Genomic DNA, 14,654 nt, shown 5'->3' on the forward strand with positions numbered 1-14,654 from the left:
CCGGCACTACCGAATCCTGATTTCATCCAATGAAAAGCCCCCGGTTCGGCCGTCCCGCGATCTGTAGGGGGGCGTAGTTAGGGGGCTGGATGAATCGATTGTGTTGTTGTGGGCAGGAGCGCGCAAGCGGCATAAGCGACGTGCGCGGTAGCGCCGGGCCATGCCCGGCGGTCACGCCTCAGACGATCGCGATCCCCGCCTTGCCCAGCGCCTCGCGCACCATCGCGTCATTGGCTTCGGTCACCGGCTTGGTCAGCTCCCACAGGAACTTCACCCGGAAGCCGGACTTCACCGCGTCCTGCGCGCTCCACAGCACGCAGTAGTCACGGGCCAGGCCGCATACGTGCACTTCGCGGATGCGGCGTTCATGCAGCCAGCCGGCCAGGCCGGTGGCCGGGCGCTCGCCATCGGGGCCGTGGTTCTCGCGGAAGGCGCTGTACGAATCCACCTGTTGGCGCGTGCCCTTGCGCAGGATCAGGTCGGCCACGGTCCAGTCCACGCCCGGGTGCAGGGCGGCACCGGCGCTGCCCTGCACGCAGTGGTCCGGCCACAGGGTCTGCGGCTGCGCGTGCAGCAGGATGGTCTCGAACGGGCGTTGGCCGGGGTGCTGGCTGGCGAACGAGGCATGGTCGGCCGGGTGCCAGTCCTGTGTTGCCACCACGGTGCGGTAGCGGCGCTGCGCCAGCAGATCGGCAATGGGTGCCACCAGCGCATCGCCCTGGTCGCAGGCCAGGGCACCAGCGGGCATGAAGTCCGGCTGCAGGTCGATCACCAGCAGGGCGACATCGGCGGGCAGGGCGGTCATGGCAGATCCAGCACGAACTCAAGGGGCGACCAGCGTGGCCGCCCCATGCCTGCGCGTCAATCGTCCTGCGGCGTCCCAGCGTCCTGCCCGTAGTACAACAGGCCGATCTTGATCCGCTCGCGGCCATTCTCGCGGCGATGGCGGTTGGCATCGCGCAGCGAGTACACGCAGCCGCAGTATTCCTGCTGGTAGAACTGCTCGCGCTTGCTGATCTCGATCATGCGGCTGGCACCGCCGCCCTTGCGCCAGTTGTAGTCCCAGTACTGCAGGCCTTCATAGCGCGAGGCGGCGCGGATGCCGCAGTCGTTGATCTGCGCCATGTTCTTCCAGCGCGAGATGCCCAGCGAAGAACTGATGGTGTCGTAGCCGTGCTCGTGCGCGTACAGCGCAGTGCGCTCGAAGCGCATGTCGAAGCACATCGTGCAGCGGATGCCGCGCTCGGGCTCGTTTTCCATGCCGCGTGCGCGGCTGAACCAGTTGTCGGTGTCGTAGTCGCAGTCGATGAAGGGAATGCCGTGCTGCTCGGCGAAGCGGATGTTCTCCTGCTTGCGCAGCTCGTACTCCTTCACCGGGTGGATGTTGGGGTTGTAGAAGAAGATCGCGTAGTCGATCCCGGAGGCGGTGATCGCCTCCATCACTTCGCCGGAACAGGGCGCGCAGCACGAATGCAGCAGCAGGCGCTTGCCGTCGGCGGGCAGGGTCAGGGTGGGGCGTTGGAGCTCGGTCATCGTCAGGTACCGCATGGACCGCCGGCAACGGCGATGGCCCATGCATCAGCGCGTGGGTGAACGGGTCTGGCCGGATACCGTGAACAGGACGCGCGCGGCCACACCGCCTGCACGCGCAGGACGACGACGGCCCCGGCAACCTCCCCGCGGAGATTCCAGGTCGAGTCAGGGGACGGTCGTGTCCCCCGGCCGGGGCCGGTATTCGGGCTGGTGGACACGGGCCGCAGCCCACCTACTACCTGCCGCTTCCCAGGCGCGAGCCCAGTGCTGTTGGCAGGATTCGTTTCCATTCACCGCTGCGGGGCAGCTCCGGAATGGACGCGCGAGGCGCCTTCACCGGATTCCCGTTTAAACCCCTCCCCGCGCCGCAGCGATGGGAGGGATACCTTCGGCGTGTGCAAGGTGGACCTGTTGGTGGCGCCGGTCAAGAGCGCAGGGGTCAGAACCCGCTGCGCTGCAACGGGATCCGACCCCAGCGGAAGGAAGGGGTCGGATCCCGCTGCCACGCAGCGGGCTCTGACCCCGGTCGGGATGCACCTTCAATGCCCCACGGCCGCCCGCGTGCGGATGTCGTCCAGCCGCTGGTCGTACAGAAGATGGCCGTTCTCCCACACGGTCACCATTGCGTCCTCGAAGCCGTCCGGCAGGGTGTCGTCGCCGTTGGCCGGCAGTGGCACCGTATGCAGGCTGCCATCGTCCAGGTGGCGCAGCAGGCGCATGCGGCCGCGCTTGCTGGCCTTGCCGGCGTCGGTGACCGGATCCTTGTAGACGTCGATCCACTCGCCCTCGACCCGTGCGGCCGAGCACTTCAGCGCGAACTTCTGCGTATCGCGGTCCAGCCGCTGCAGCAGCGCACCGCCCATGCCGAAGGCCACGTTGTCGGCGGCGTAGCCGTCGTCGGTGATGCGCTGCAGGATCGCGCGGATGGTGTCCGGATTGATGCCATCGCCCTGGATCACCCGCACGTGGTTGAGCACGCGATAGCCCTTGCCGTTGATCGCGTGGCCGAAGGCTTCATCCAGCCGGCGCAGGCTTTCGGCCACCACCTCCACCGGGTCACCCGAGTCGGGACGGATGACCAGGGTGGCGCCCGACGCGATCACGTCATCGCGCAGGGTGGTGCCCCAGTGTTCGCTGATCGCGCGGTAGATGTCATAGCTGTCCGACACCACCGCCACGATCGAACCGGGCTTGCCGAACTGGCGCAGCATGTTGCGATAGGCGTCCACCTCGCGTTCGCGGCCCCAACTGGTGATGGTGCTGTGCTCGGCGGCCGGAATCGAATAGCCGGCCATCGGCGCGTGGTAGTGCGCGCGTGCCAGGCACAGCGCCGACACGGTATCGGTGCCGAGGAAGTTGACCAGGTGCGCGGCACCGCCCAACGCGGCCGATTCCAGGCTCGATACACCGCGCGCGCCGAAGTCGTGCAGCTTGAACGGCAGCTGCCCCTGCGGGTCGTCGCTGGTCTGCTGCAGGAACGCGGCGATGGTCTGCCGTGCGTGCCAGCTGATGGTGGCCACGGTGACCGGATACCACACGCGCAGCAGCAGCGTTTCCAGATACGACGGCACCCAGAACGCAGCCGGATCGGTCGACTCGATGGTCATCAGTGCCTGGTGGGTGGGCACCACGCTGCCCTCGGGAACGGCGCGGATGCGCACCGGCAGGTGGCCGCCAAGCCGGTCGACGATATCGCGCCAGCCGGCCTCGTTGAACGGTTCGCCGTGCGCGGCGAATACCGCAGCAGCGTCGTCGATGTCGGCGTGGGTGACCGGTCGTGCCAGCGCGTCCTTGAGGATCGCCTGCAGGCCGAAGAACACCGTGCGATCGTGCAGGCCGCCACGTGATTCGACGTAGAAGAACGTGGCATCGGTACCCGGCGGATACTGCAGCCAATGGCTGGCCTTGTAGCTGTCGGTGTTGAGGAGAAGATTATCGAGGTAGTGCATGACGGAAGCTCCTTCGCGTCGAGTGACACCAGCGGTCTATCCGCCAGTGGGGAGGCCGGGCCTGTCAGCCGCGGCCGAGGAAATACTCCAGGATGTGCAGGTGGTCTTCGAACAGCTGCGGGCCCATGTCCAGGGCTTCACTCACCGGTATCCAGCGCGCCTTGTCGGCGTCATCGCCGCCGCGCACCGGCGGCAGGTCACCGGCCGGAAACTCGAAGTGGAAGCCGTGGGTGATGGTGCGGCCGCGCTGGCTGCGGTCGGGGTGGTCGAAGACCTGCTGGCCCTTCAGCGAACCCTTCAGCACCGGCAGCGGAATCTTCAGCCGGGTTTCCTCGCGCAGTTCGCGCAGGCAGCTGTCGAGCAGGCTCTGTTCCTGGCCGACGAAGCCGCCGGGCAGTGCCCACAGCCCCTTGCCGGGTTCCGAGCGGCGACGCACCAGCAGCACGTGGCCTGAATGCACCACCACCGCATCGGTGGTGACGAAGGTGGGCGCGTAGGGCGCATCCTTCCACGCGGCCTTGTACTGTTCGATGAAGCGGTACTCGGCCACCAGCTGGCCATAGGCAGGCGCGCTTTTGCGGAACGCTTCGAGCATGTCGTACACCGGCGCCGGCACATTGCCACGCAGCATCAGCAGCGCGCCGTGGAAGTCGACGTCGCCGGCTTCGAACAGGTAGCGCCGCAGCTCGGTGGCCGACAGGGTGGCGGTGTGCTGCACGTCCACCAGCGGCCACTGCGGGAACTCGCGCAGGTAGTAGCTGGACGCGTCCTTGTCCATGCCGATCAGGCCTACCTTCGCATCAGCGGCGGCGCCGTCGTTGCGCAGGGCGTCAGCCACCTGGCGCTGCACGTTGGCGATCCACTGCGCTTCGTTGTACAGGTGGTCACGCAGCGGGCGGATCAGCAGGCGGTCGGTGTGGCCATCGAGGGCGGCCTGGATCATCACGGCACGTTCGGCCACGGTCCAGGGATTGCGCAGGCTGCGGGGGGTATCGGCAGAGCCGACCAGGAAGATCAGCTTGCGGGCCCGACTCAGGGCCAGGCGGGCAACGGCGGCGTGGCCGTTGTGGAAGGGCTCGAATCGCCCGATGAAGACGAGATAGTCGAATTCCATGAGAATCCCTCATGTCGTTGTGGCAGCCGCGGGTCTGTCCCTTGGCTTGCTGCAGATGCTACGCCGATGGCGGGGCGGGTCAAGCCTGCAGCCGTGCTTTCTGCTGAACGGCGCATCGCGTGCGCGGACTGCGCCGTTGTTCTCAGGCCCTGAGAAGCCCCTGCGCCATACTGGCACCCACGCGGCGGACGGCATGCTCGGGGGCAAGACAGTGGCGGACAAGTACTGCGATCTGGTCATGAAAGGCGGCATCACCAGCGGCATCGTGTACCCCAATGCGGTACTGGCGCTGGCGCGCGAGTATCGCTTCAAGAGCATCGGCGGCACTTCGGCCGGCGCCATCGCCGCCGCCGTGGCGGCTGCGGCGGCCTGCGGTGATCGTCGCCAGCAGGCCGGCGAGCACCTGCCCGGCGATGCAGGCTATGGCGGGTTGTCGGCGGTGTCGGCGCAGCTGTCGCGGCGCGGCTTCATCTACAGCCTGTTCCAGCCCGCACGCGGCGCACGCGCGGCCTATCGCCTGCTGGTGGTGCTGACCGGCAATGCCAGCCTGCCGCACAAGCTGCTGTGCCTGGCCGTTGCCGTGTTCGAGATCGCGCCGCTGGAAGTGCTGGTGTCGCTGGCGCTGCTGCTCGGCCTGGGCTGGTGGGGCGGTGGTTGGAGCGGGGTGGCGGCCACGCTGCTGCCGTCGCTGCTGTGTGCGTACGGTGCGGGTGTGGCCGGTGCCGCGCTTCGTGTGGCACGCGTGGCGCGACGCAATCTGCTGGGCCTGTGCAGCGGCCTCGGCCGCGATGCACGCACGCCGGCACTGACCGAGTGGCTGCACGAATGCCTGCAGCAGTTGTCCGGCAAGCCGCTGGATGCACCGCTCACCTTCGCCGACCTGCACGATGCGCCGCGCTATGCCGGCGAGCCGGACAGCCCGCATGCGATCAGCCTGCAGATGATCACCACCTGCGTGTCGCACAACGAGCCGCGCACGCTGCCGCTGGGCGGCGCGCAGTTCTGGTTCCTGCGCGAGGAATTCGAGCAGCTGTTCCCGGCCAGCGTGGTGCAGTGGCTGGTGACGCAGGCCGGCCCGCCGCTGGAGGTGGAAGGGCGACAGTACTACCACCTGCCGCCGGGCCCGAAGCTGCCGGTGCTGGTGGCCACGCGCATGAGCCTGAGCTTCCCGCTGCTGATCAGCGCGGTGCCGCTGCATGAACCCTCACGCCGCGAACGACGCTGCGAGCCGACCGCGCCGGCGGCCGACCCCGAGCACAACGTGGCCGACAGCATGGAAGGGCTGACCAGCGCCGGGCAGGCTTGCGGCCCGGTGATCACCGCCTTCCGCATCTGCTGGTTCTCCGATGGTGGCATCAGCAGCAATTTCCCGATCCATCTGTTCGATGCCGCGTTGCCGCGCTGGCCGACCTTCGCCATCAATCTGGTCTATCCGCAGCACGCCGAAGAGGTGAACCACGGCAGCAGTGGCCGCCAGTCGCTGGAGCACGCGGTGTTCCTGCCCACCGAGAACCGGCACGGCTGGCAGCGCACCTACCAGTCGATCGCCACACCGCTGGCGGCCGCCGAGCTGGGCCGCTTCCTGTTCGCGGTGGTGGCGACCATGCAGAACTGGCGCGATCTGCTGCAGGCGCGCGCGCCGGGCTACCGCGACCGCATCGTGCACGTCAGCCTGCAGGGCGACGAAGGCGGCATGAACCTGGACATGCCGCAGGAGGTGCTGACCCGCATCGCCGACAAGGGCAGCCTCGCCGGTGCGCGCTTCTGTTCGTTCTCGTTCGAGAACCACTACTGGATCCGCTGGCGCAACCTGGCCTCGGCCTACCAGCGCTACACGCTGGAAGTGGCACGCACCGATGATCCGGCGCAGCAGGTACTGGCTTACCGCGCGGCGTACGCGATGGTTGCCAGTGGCCAGCCGACGCCACCGTCGTACAAGCTGGGCTCGGAAGACAAGCGGCTGGCCTCGCAGCAGCTGTGGGGGTTGATGGTCGAGCAGGGACGTACCTGGGAAGACCTCGGCCCGGACCTTACTGACGGCGCACCGCGTCCGCTGCCGCAGATGAAGGTCACGCCGATCTACTGAGCCGGCAGTAGATCCACGCCATGCGTGGATTCATTTCGCGCAGGGCGAGAGCGTGCCGACCAACGGTCGGCACCCACCATCACCATCAGCATCACCATCAGCATCAGCATCAGCATCAGCATCAGCATCACCATCAGCATCAGGTTCCAGCAGCAGGAGGAAACTGTCGAAGGCGGGGTGGTGTCGGATTGCGGGGTGTCCGCGGCATGGATGCCGGGGGTCACTTCAGGGACGGGTTCACGGCGTCCCCGCAATCCGACACCGCCCCGCCATCCCACGGAAAGCCCGCTGTTGCTTTTGAGGTTGCCGGCCAGCGGCCGGCACTACCGCAGGTGCAGGGCGCAGCCCTGCCGAACCAACCCTACCGCCCCGGCAACTGCGCGAACGCGCGCTGCATGCAGTCCTCGCGCGGGCACACCCGGCAACCCGGCCCGATCGACACCGAGTTCCCCGGGCTCTGTACATCCAGCCCCAGCGAATACACCAGTCGTTCGGCATGCTGCAGGTCGCAGCCCAACGCCACCGCGAACGTCTTGCGTGGCTGGCCATGGCCCACCGGCCCGCTGCTGACCTGCCGCGCCAGCCAGAAATGACGGCGGCCATCGGGCATGCGCGCGGTCTGGGTGAGGATGCGCCCGGGCTGGTTGAACGCCTCGTAGACGATCCACAGCGGGCACGACCCTCCCACCTGCGAGAAGTGGAAGTCGGTGGCCGAATGGCGCTTGGAGACGTTGCCGGCGCGATCCACGCGGATGAAGAAGAACGGCAGCCCGGGCGCGCTGCGCCGCGCCAACGTGCTCAGCCGATGACAGACCGCTTCGAAGCCCACGCCGAACTGGTGCGCCAGCAGCTCAATGTCGTAATTGCTGGCCTCGGCCGCACGCAGGAAACGCATGTACGGCATCACCAACGCACCGGCGAAGTAATTCGACAAGCCAATCCGCGCCTGCGCGATGCGTGCCTCATCGGTAAAGCCAGCGCGCGCCACCACCGCATCGATCTGCGGCAGGTAGCCGTGAAGGGCCAGCTCGGCCGCCATCTGGAACGCCTGCTGGCCGGGCTCCAGGTAATCGGGCAGCCACAGCCGCCGCGCACCGGCATCGTATTGCCGTTTCTCGCGCCCGGCCTGCAGGGCGGCCACTTCCACCAGCACACCATGGCGGTCGGCCAGCAGCTGGCGCAGGCGTGGCGCCACATGCCCGGGTGACAGCCCCCACTCGGCGAACAGGCGCTCGGCCAGCTCGTCCAGCTCGGGAATGTGGTTGTGCATGCGGTTGAAGAACTCGCGTACCTGGTCGCCGGCCGGCAGGGTGCTGCCGGCACCGGGCTCGCCCAGCTGGAACTCCAGCGCGGCGGCATGCTCGCGCAGCGCCAGGTGGCGGCGGTGCAGGTCCAGCAGTGCGCGGCTGACCTGCGGCAGGTTGCCGGCCAGGGCGCGCAGCTCGGTCGCGCTGACTTCGGCCAAGCCGAGGTCGCGCAGGGTCTCGCCCAGCGCTTCCTGCAGGGCAGCGGGCTCATCTTCGTCGAACAGTGAGGAAACATCGCCCAATACCTCGCCCAGCTTCTTCTGCACGGCCGGGGTGAGTGGGCGTTTGTTGCGCTCGATCTGGTTCAGGTAACTGGCCGACAGGCCCAAGGCGCGGGCCAGGTCCACCTGGCTGTAGCCGCGCTGCTCGCGCAGCCGTAGCAAGCGCAGGCCAAGCTGCCGCTGGGTGGCTGAATAATTCACAGAATTAACATGAATCGTCTGGCGTGTTGGCCAGATTAAGCGGATTCAGCCCGGAAATCGAGACGGGTGCTGTGAATAATGCCAAGCATCTTTCGCACCCCGTGGGATTGTCGTCATGACTGTTGCAGCGCCCCGTATCCGCATGCTGATCGATGGCCAGTTCGTTGAATCGGCCACCTCCCACTGGCAGGACGTGATCAATCCGGCCACCCAGGACGTGCTGGCCAAGGTGCCGTTCGCCACCACCGGCGAAGTGGACGCCGCCGTCGCCGCCGCCAAGGAAGCCTTCAAGACCTGGCGCAAGACCCCGATCGGCACCCGCGCGCGCATCTTCCTGAAGTACCAGCAGCTGATCCGCGAGAACATGAGCGAGCTGGCCCACATCCTCACCGCCGAACAGGGCAAGACCCTGCCGGATGCCGAAGGCGATGTGTTCCGTGGCCTGGAAGTGGTCGAGCACGCCGCCGCCATCGGCAACCTGCAGTTGGGAGAGCTGGCCAACAACGTGGCCAATGGCGTGGACACCTACACGATCATGCAGCCGCTGGGCGTGTGCGCTGGCATCACCCCGTTCAACTTCCCGGCGATGATCCCGCTGTGGATGTTCCCGATGGCGATTGCAACGGGCAACACCTTCATCCTCAAGCCGTCCGAGCAGGACCCGATGGTCACCATGCGCCTGGTCGAGCTTGCCCTGGAAGCCGGCATTCCGAAGGGCGTGCTGAACGTCGTCCACGGTGGCGAGGAAGTGGTCAACGCGATCTGCGACCACCCGGACATCAAGGCCGTGTCGTTCGTCGGTTCCACCCGCGTCGGTACCCACGTCTACAACCGCGCCTCGCTGGCCGGCAAGCGCGTGCAGTGCATGATGGGCGCCAAGAACCACGCCGTGGTGCTGCCGGACGCCAACAAGGAACAGACCCTCAACGCAATGGTCGGTGCCGCCTTCGGTGCCGCGGGCCAGCGCTGCATGGCCGCCTCCACCCTGGTGCTGGTCGGTGAGGCGCGCAACTGGGTGCAGGACCTGGTCGAAAAGGCCAAGACGTTGAAGGTCAGCGCCGGCACCGTGTCCGGCACCGACGTCGGCCCGGTCATTTCCTGCAGCGCCCGTGAGCGCGTGGAAGGCCTGATCGCCTCGGGCGTGGAGCAGGGCGCCAAGCTGGTACTCGACGGCCGCAAGCCGCAGGTCGATGGCTTCGAGAAGGGCAACTTCGTCGGCCCGACCATCTTTGCCGGTGTCACCACCGACATGCGCATCTACCAGGAAGAAATCTTCGGGCCGGTGCTGGTCATCCTCGAAGCAGAAACGCTGGAAGACGCCATCGCGATGGTCAACAGCAACCCGAATGGCAACGGCACCGCACTGTTCACCCAGTCCGGCGCGGCCGCGCGCAAGTTCCAGGAAGACATCGACGTCGGCCAGGTCGGCATCAACGTGCCGATCCCGGTGCCGGTGCCGCTGTTCTCGTTCACCGGTTCGCGCGCCTCCAAGCTGGGTGACCTGGGCCCGTATGGCAAGCAGGTGGTGCTGTTCTACACCCAGACCAAGACGGTCACCGCGCGCTGGTTCGATGACGAGACGCTGAGCCACGGCGTCAACACCACGATCAGCCTGAAGTAACGGCAGGAGCAGCCATGAGCCACTCGATGACGACGGAACTGGAAGAAGCGCAGCAGGCGTACCGCGAGGCGGCGCGCGACTTCGCACAGGCCGAACTGGCGCCGCACGCCGCGCGATGGGATGCGGAGGGCATCTTTCCGCGCGAGGCGATCGCCAAGGCCGGTGAACTGGGCTTCTGCGGCCTGTACATGGACCCGGAAGTGGGCGGCAGCGGCCTGAGCCGACTGGACGCCGCCGTCGTCATCGAGGAGCTCGCCAACGTCGATCCGTCGACCGCGGCGTACATCAGCATCCACAACATGGCCTCGTGGATGGTGTCCAAGTGGGGCCAGCCGGCCCTGCGCGATGCGTGGGGCGCCGATCTGTCCTCGGGCAGCAAGCTGGCCTCGTACTGCCTGACCGAACCGGGTGCGGGTTCCGATGCGGCGTCGCTGAAGACCACCGCCGTGCGCGATGGCGACTTCTATGTGCTGAATGGCTCCAAGGCCTTCATTTCCGGCGCCGGTGCCACCGAGCTGCTGGTGGTGATGGCGCGCACCGGTGGCCCCGGTGCCGGCGGTGTCAGCGCCATTGCGGTGCCGTCGGACCTGCCGGGCATCAGCTTCGGCCGCAAGGAAGAGAAGATGGGCTGGAACAGCCAGCCCACCCGTGGCATCACCTTCGAAAACGTCCGCGTGCCGGTCAGCCACCTTCTGGGAGAGGAAGGCGGCGGCTTCAGGCTGGCGATGAAGGGTCTGGACGGCGGCCGCATCAACATCGCCGCCTGCTCGCTGGGTGCCGCGCAGGGTGCGCTGGATGCCGCACGCCGCTACATGGGCGAGCGCCGCCAGTTCGGCAAGGCGCTGGCCGAGTTCCAGGCGCTGCAGTTCAAGCTGGCCGACATGGTCACCCAGCTGGTCGCCGCCCGGCAGATGGTGCACACCGCCGCGCGCAAGCTCGATGCCGGTGCCAGCGACGCCAACGTGTGGTGCGCGATGGCCAAGCGCTTCGCCACCGATGCCGGTTTCAACGTCTGCAACGAAGCGCTGCAGATCCACGGCGGCTACGGCTACATCCGCGAGTACCCGATCGAGCGCCTGCTGCGTGACTGCCGCGTGCACCAGATCCTGGAAGGCACCAACGAGATCATGCGGGTGATCGTTGCCCGTCACCTGCTCAACACCGAAGAGGAACTGCGATGAAGGATTGGCGTACCCAGGAGCACGTGGGCCTGAAGGTGGAGGTCGATGGCCACACCGCCGTGGTCACCCTGAACAACCCGCCGGCGCACACCTGGACCGTGCACAGCCTGTCGGCGCTGCGCGACCTGGTGGGCGCGCTCAACGCAGACCGCGACATCTACGCGCTGGTGATCACCGGTGACGGCGAGAAGTTCTTCTCCGCCGGTGCCGACCTCAACCAGTTCGCCTCCGGCGACAAGGCCGCTGCACGCGAGGCCGCGCGCCGCTTCGGTGAAGCCTTCGAAGCGCTGTCCGGTTTCCGTGGCGTGTCGATCGCCGCGATCAACGGCTACGCCATGGGCGGTGGCCTGGAATGCGCACTGGCCTGCGACCTGCGCATCATTGAAGACCACGCCCAGGTCGCGCTGCCGGAGGCCACCGTCGGCCTGCTGCCGTGTGCCGGTGGCACCCAGAACCTGCCGCGCCTGGTCGGCGAGGGCTGGGCCAAGCGCATGATCCTGCTGGGCGAGCGCATCAATGCCGAGACCGCACTGCGCATTGGCCTGGCCGAAGAAAAGGTCGGCAAGGGCGAAGCCAAGGCACTGGCCCTGGAATGGGCGAAGAAGGCCGGCAAGCAGAGCCCGACCAGCATCGCCGCCTGCAAGACCCTGGTGCAGTCCACCCGCACCGGCACCCACGCCTCGGCGCTGGTGGCCGAGCGTGAAGCCTTCGTCGACCTGTTCGACACCGCCGACCAGGTCGAGGGCGTGACCGCCTTTCTGGAAAAGCGCACCGCGCAGTGGAAGAACGCATGAGCATCGACACCGTTGCCGACGACGCACCGGTGCTGTTCGAGGAGCGCGTGGCCGGCAACGGCACGCGCATCGGCATCGCCACGCTCAACGCGCCGCGCACGCTCAATGGTTTCTCGCTGCCGATGGCGCACCTGCTGCTGAAGCAGCTGAATGCCTGGGCCGATGACGACGGCATCGCCATGGTGGTGCTGCAGGGTGCCGGTGAGAAGGCGTTCTGCGCCGGCGGCGACCTGCACAGCCTGTACAAGAGCATGGTCGCCTTCCGCGAGGCCGGCTGCAGCGACATCCGCGAGAACGACTACGCCGCCGAGTTCTTCGACGTTGAATACCGCGTCGATCATCTCATCCACACCTACGCCAAGCCGATCCTGTGCTGGGGCCATGGCATCGTGATGGGCGGCGGCATCGGCCTGATGTCCGGCGCCAGCCACCGCGTGGTCAGCGAGCGCTCCAAGCTGGCCTTCCCGGAAATCACCGTTGGCCTGTTCCCCGATGTCGGTGGCAGCTGGCTGCTGCCGCGCGTACCGGGCAAGGGCGGCCTGTTCCTGGCGCTGACCGGCGCGCTGCTCAACCCGGGCGACGCCATCTACGCCGGCCTGGCCGACGTGCACGTGGCCGAAGAACGCCGCAGCGCGGTGTTCGATGCGCTGCTGCAGGTGGCCTGGTCCAGCGATGCCGCACACAACCACGAACGCCTGACCCATCTGCTGCAGTCGCATGCCAGCGATGCCGCCACCGGCCCGCTGCTGGCCAATGCCGCGCAGGTCGAGGCGCTGTGCGAGGGCGATGACCTGCCCGCGATCATCGATCGCATCAGCACGCTGCAGACCGACGATGCCTGGCTGCAGGCGGCACAGAAGACCCTGGCTGCCGGCGCACCGGGTTCGGCACGGTTGGCATACGAACTGCAGCGCCGCAGTGCCGGCCAGGACCTGGCCGCGATCTATCGCCTGGAGTACATCGTCGCCCTGCACTGCGCCGCCCACGGTGATTTCGCCGAAGGCATCCGCGCGCTGCTGATCGACAAGGACCGCAATCCGCAGTGGAACCCGGCCACCCTGGCCGAGGCCACCGGCGCGTGGGCCGACACCTTCTTCGCTTCCCCCTGGGCCGATGCCGCGCATCCGCTGGCCGACCTGGGCACTCCCCTTGTTGAAAGGAGCCTTGCATGAGCCGCATTGCATTCATCGGGTTGGGCAACATGGGTGGCCCGATGGCCGCCAATCTGGTCAAGAACGGCCACAGCGTGCGCGTGTTCGATCTGGTCCCGGCCGCGGTGCAGGCCGCCGTTGACGCCGGTGCCAGCGCTGCGTCGTCGGCACGCGACACCCTGGCCGATGCCGAAGTGGTGATCTCGATGCTGCCGGCCAGCCGCCACGTCGAAGGCGTGTATCTGGGCGATGACGGCATCCTCGCCGCGATTCCGGCCGGCGCACTGGTCATCGACTGCAGCACGATCGCACCGGCCAGCGCCCGCAAGGTCTCGGAAGCGGCCGCCGCACGTGGCCTGCAGATGATCGACGCACCGGTGTCCGGCGGTACCGCCGGCGCCCAGGCCGGCACCCTGACCTTCATCGTCGGCGGCGAGGAAGACGCGCTGGAACGCGCACGCCCGGTGCTGCAGGCGATGGGCAAGAACATCTTCCACGTCGGTGCCAGCGGCGCCGGCCAGGTGGCCAAGCTGTGCAACAACATGGCGCTGGGCGTGATCATGGCCGTCACCGGTGAAGCCATCGCCCTGGGCGTGGCGCACGGTCTGGACCCGAAGGTGCTGTCGCAGATGATGGCGGTCAGCACCGGCCGCAGCTGGGCCACCGAAGTGTGCAACCCGTGGCCGGGCGTGCTGGAAAACGCGCCGGCCTCGCGCGGCTACAGCGGCGGTTTCGGCAGCGATCTGATGCTGAAGGACATGGGCCTGGCGGTGGAAGCGGCGATGAGTGTCGGTGCCTCGATTCCGCTGGGCGAAGTGGCCCGCAACCTGTACTCGATGAACCACCAGGCCGGCCGCGGCAAGCTGGATTTCTCCAGCGTCGTGCAGCTCATCACCAGCGAAAAATGACCTGGTAGTGCCGGCCGCTGGCCGGCAACCTCATGCCCCCCTGTGGGACAACGAAGGTGGGATGGGCGGATGTTCGGTTTCGACCGGCATCCGCCCATTTTTTTGCTCTTTACGTTGGTAGTGCCGGCCGCTGGCCGGCAGCACCCCATCAGGCAACGATCAGCGTCACGTCGATGTTGCCGCGGGTGGCGTTGGAGTACGGGCACACGATGTGCGCCTTCTGCACCAGTTCTTCCACCTGCTCGCGCGGCACGCCCGGCACGTTGATGGTCAGCTCGGCTTCGATGCCGAAGCCGGTCGGGATCTGGCCGATGCCCACTTTGCCGGTCACGGTGGTGTCGGCCGGCAGCGCGACCTTGGCCTGGCCGGCCACGAACTTCAGCGCGCCCAGGAAGCAGGCCGAATAGCCGGCGGCGAACAGCTGTTCCGGGTTGGTGCCCGGGCCACCGGCGCCGCCCAGCTCGCGCGGGGTCGACAGCTGGATGTCCAGCACGTTGTCGGAGGAGACGGAACGGCCTTCACGGCCGCCGGTGGAGGTGGCCTGGGCGGTGTACAGAACCTTTTCGATGGACATCGGGATGCTCCTGG

General features: G+C 67.5%; 13 protein-coding genes and 1 riboswitch. Of the genes, 6 read left to right on the forward strand and 7 right to left on the reverse strand.

Going from position 1 to position 14,654, the window contains the following annotated elements; translation table 11 throughout:
• Positions 1-178 precede the first annotated feature (178 nt).
• The 4 genes from pncA to AC5P9L_RS16400 all read right to left on the reverse strand — a co-directional run bounded on the left by pncA (position 179) and on the right by AC5P9L_RS16400 (position 4,596).
• Complete coding sequence (gene pncA / locus AC5P9L_RS16385; protein ID WP_164173637.1) at positions 179-805, reverse strand: bifunctional nicotinamidase/pyrazinamidase; 627 nt, start codon at positions 803-805, stop codon at positions 179-181.
• Positions 806-861: 56 nt separating this feature from the next.
• Entirely contained in the window at positions 862-1,548 is a 687-nt protein-coding gene (locus AC5P9L_RS16390; protein WP_005407678.1) for an epoxyqueuosine reductase QueH, read from the reverse strand.
• Positions 1,549-1,709: 161 nt separating this feature from the next.
• Positions 1,710-1,939, reverse strand: a riboswitch (cobalamin riboswitch).
• A 133-nt stretch (positions 1,940-2,072) separates the two neighbouring features.
• Complete coding sequence (locus AC5P9L_RS16395; protein ID WP_172711914.1) at positions 2,073-3,482, reverse strand: nicotinate phosphoribosyltransferase; 1,410 nt, start codon at positions 3,480-3,482, stop codon at positions 2,073-2,075.
• Positions 3,483-3,546: 64 nt separating this feature from the next.
• Positions 3,547-4,596, reverse strand: a complete 1,050-nt coding sequence (locus AC5P9L_RS16400) for a bifunctional nicotinamide-nucleotide adenylyltransferase/Nudix hydroxylase (protein ID WP_005407680.1) — start codon at positions 4,594-4,596, stop codon at positions 3,547-3,549.
• Between the two features lie 193 nt (positions 4,597-4,789).
• Here AC5P9L_RS16400 and AC5P9L_RS16405 point away from each other — a divergent pair, with 193 nt between their 5' ends.
• Positions 4,790-6,682, forward strand: coding sequence for a patatin-like phospholipase family protein (locus AC5P9L_RS16405; RefSeq protein WP_099474161.1), 1,893 nt, complete (start codon positions 4,790-4,792; stop codon positions 6,680-6,682).
• Here AC5P9L_RS16405 and AC5P9L_RS16410 read toward each other — a convergent pair.
• Together AC5P9L_RS16410 and AC5P9L_RS16415 are read right to left on the reverse strand one after the other, a co-directional pair.
• Entirely contained in the window at positions 6,676-6,906 is a 231-nt protein-coding gene (locus AC5P9L_RS16410; RefSeq protein WP_495230674.1) for a hypothetical protein, read from the reverse strand. The two genes, AC5P9L_RS16405 and AC5P9L_RS16410, sit on opposite strands and share 7 nt — an antisense overlap.
• A gap of 137 nt (positions 6,907-7,043) precedes the next feature.
• Complete coding sequence (locus tag AC5P9L_RS16415) at positions 7,044-8,411, reverse strand: helix-turn-helix domain-containing protein (protein WP_227416058.1); 1,368 nt, start codon at positions 8,409-8,411, stop codon at positions 7,044-7,046.
• A 115-nt stretch (positions 8,412-8,526) separates the two neighbouring features.
• On the opposite strand from AC5P9L_RS16415, the gene AC5P9L_RS16420 reads away from it, so the two are divergent.
• Genes AC5P9L_RS16420 through mmsB form a run of 5 tightly spaced genes read left to right on the forward strand, consistent with a single transcriptional unit; the run spans position 8,527 to position 14,066 of the window.
• Positions 8,527-10,032, forward strand: coding sequence for a CoA-acylating methylmalonate-semialdehyde dehydrogenase (locus tag AC5P9L_RS16420; protein WP_012478809.1), 1,506 nt, complete (start codon positions 8,527-8,529; stop codon positions 10,030-10,032).
• 14 nt (positions 10,033-10,046) lie between these two features.
• Positions 10,047-11,213, forward strand: a complete 1,167-nt coding sequence (locus AC5P9L_RS16425) for an acyl-CoA dehydrogenase family protein (RefSeq protein ID WP_111189346.1) — start codon at positions 10,047-10,049, stop codon at positions 11,211-11,213.
• Positions 11,210-12,007, forward strand: a complete 798-nt coding sequence (locus tag AC5P9L_RS16430; RefSeq protein WP_005411946.1) for an enoyl-CoA hydratase — start codon at positions 11,210-11,212, stop codon at positions 12,005-12,007. The genes AC5P9L_RS16425 and AC5P9L_RS16430 overlap by 4 nt, the downstream gene beginning before the upstream one ends.
• Positions 12,004-13,179: an enoyl-CoA hydratase/isomerase family protein gene (locus AC5P9L_RS16435; protein ID WP_227416057.1), complete on the forward strand. Its 1,176-nt coding sequence runs from the start codon at positions 12,004-12,006 to the stop codon at positions 13,177-13,179. The genes AC5P9L_RS16430 and AC5P9L_RS16435 overlap by 4 nt, the downstream gene beginning before the upstream one ends.
• Positions 13,176-14,066: a 3-hydroxyisobutyrate dehydrogenase gene (gene mmsB / locus AC5P9L_RS16440; RefSeq protein WP_005407687.1), complete on the forward strand. Its 891-nt coding sequence runs from the start codon at positions 13,176-13,178 to the stop codon at positions 14,064-14,066. The genes AC5P9L_RS16435 and mmsB overlap by 4 nt, the downstream gene beginning before the upstream one ends.
• A 148-nt stretch (positions 14,067-14,214) precedes the next feature.
• On the opposite strand, the gene AC5P9L_RS16445 is transcribed toward mmsB, so the two are convergent.
• Positions 14,215-14,640: an organic hydroperoxide resistance protein gene (locus AC5P9L_RS16445; protein ID WP_004153735.1), complete on the reverse strand. Its 426-nt coding sequence runs from the start codon at positions 14,638-14,640 to the stop codon at positions 14,215-14,217.
• Between the last annotated feature and the right edge of the window lie 14 nt (positions 14,641-14,654).

The sequence above is a fragment of the Stenotrophomonas sp. YJH_SMC_64 genome (assembly GCF_059371375.1).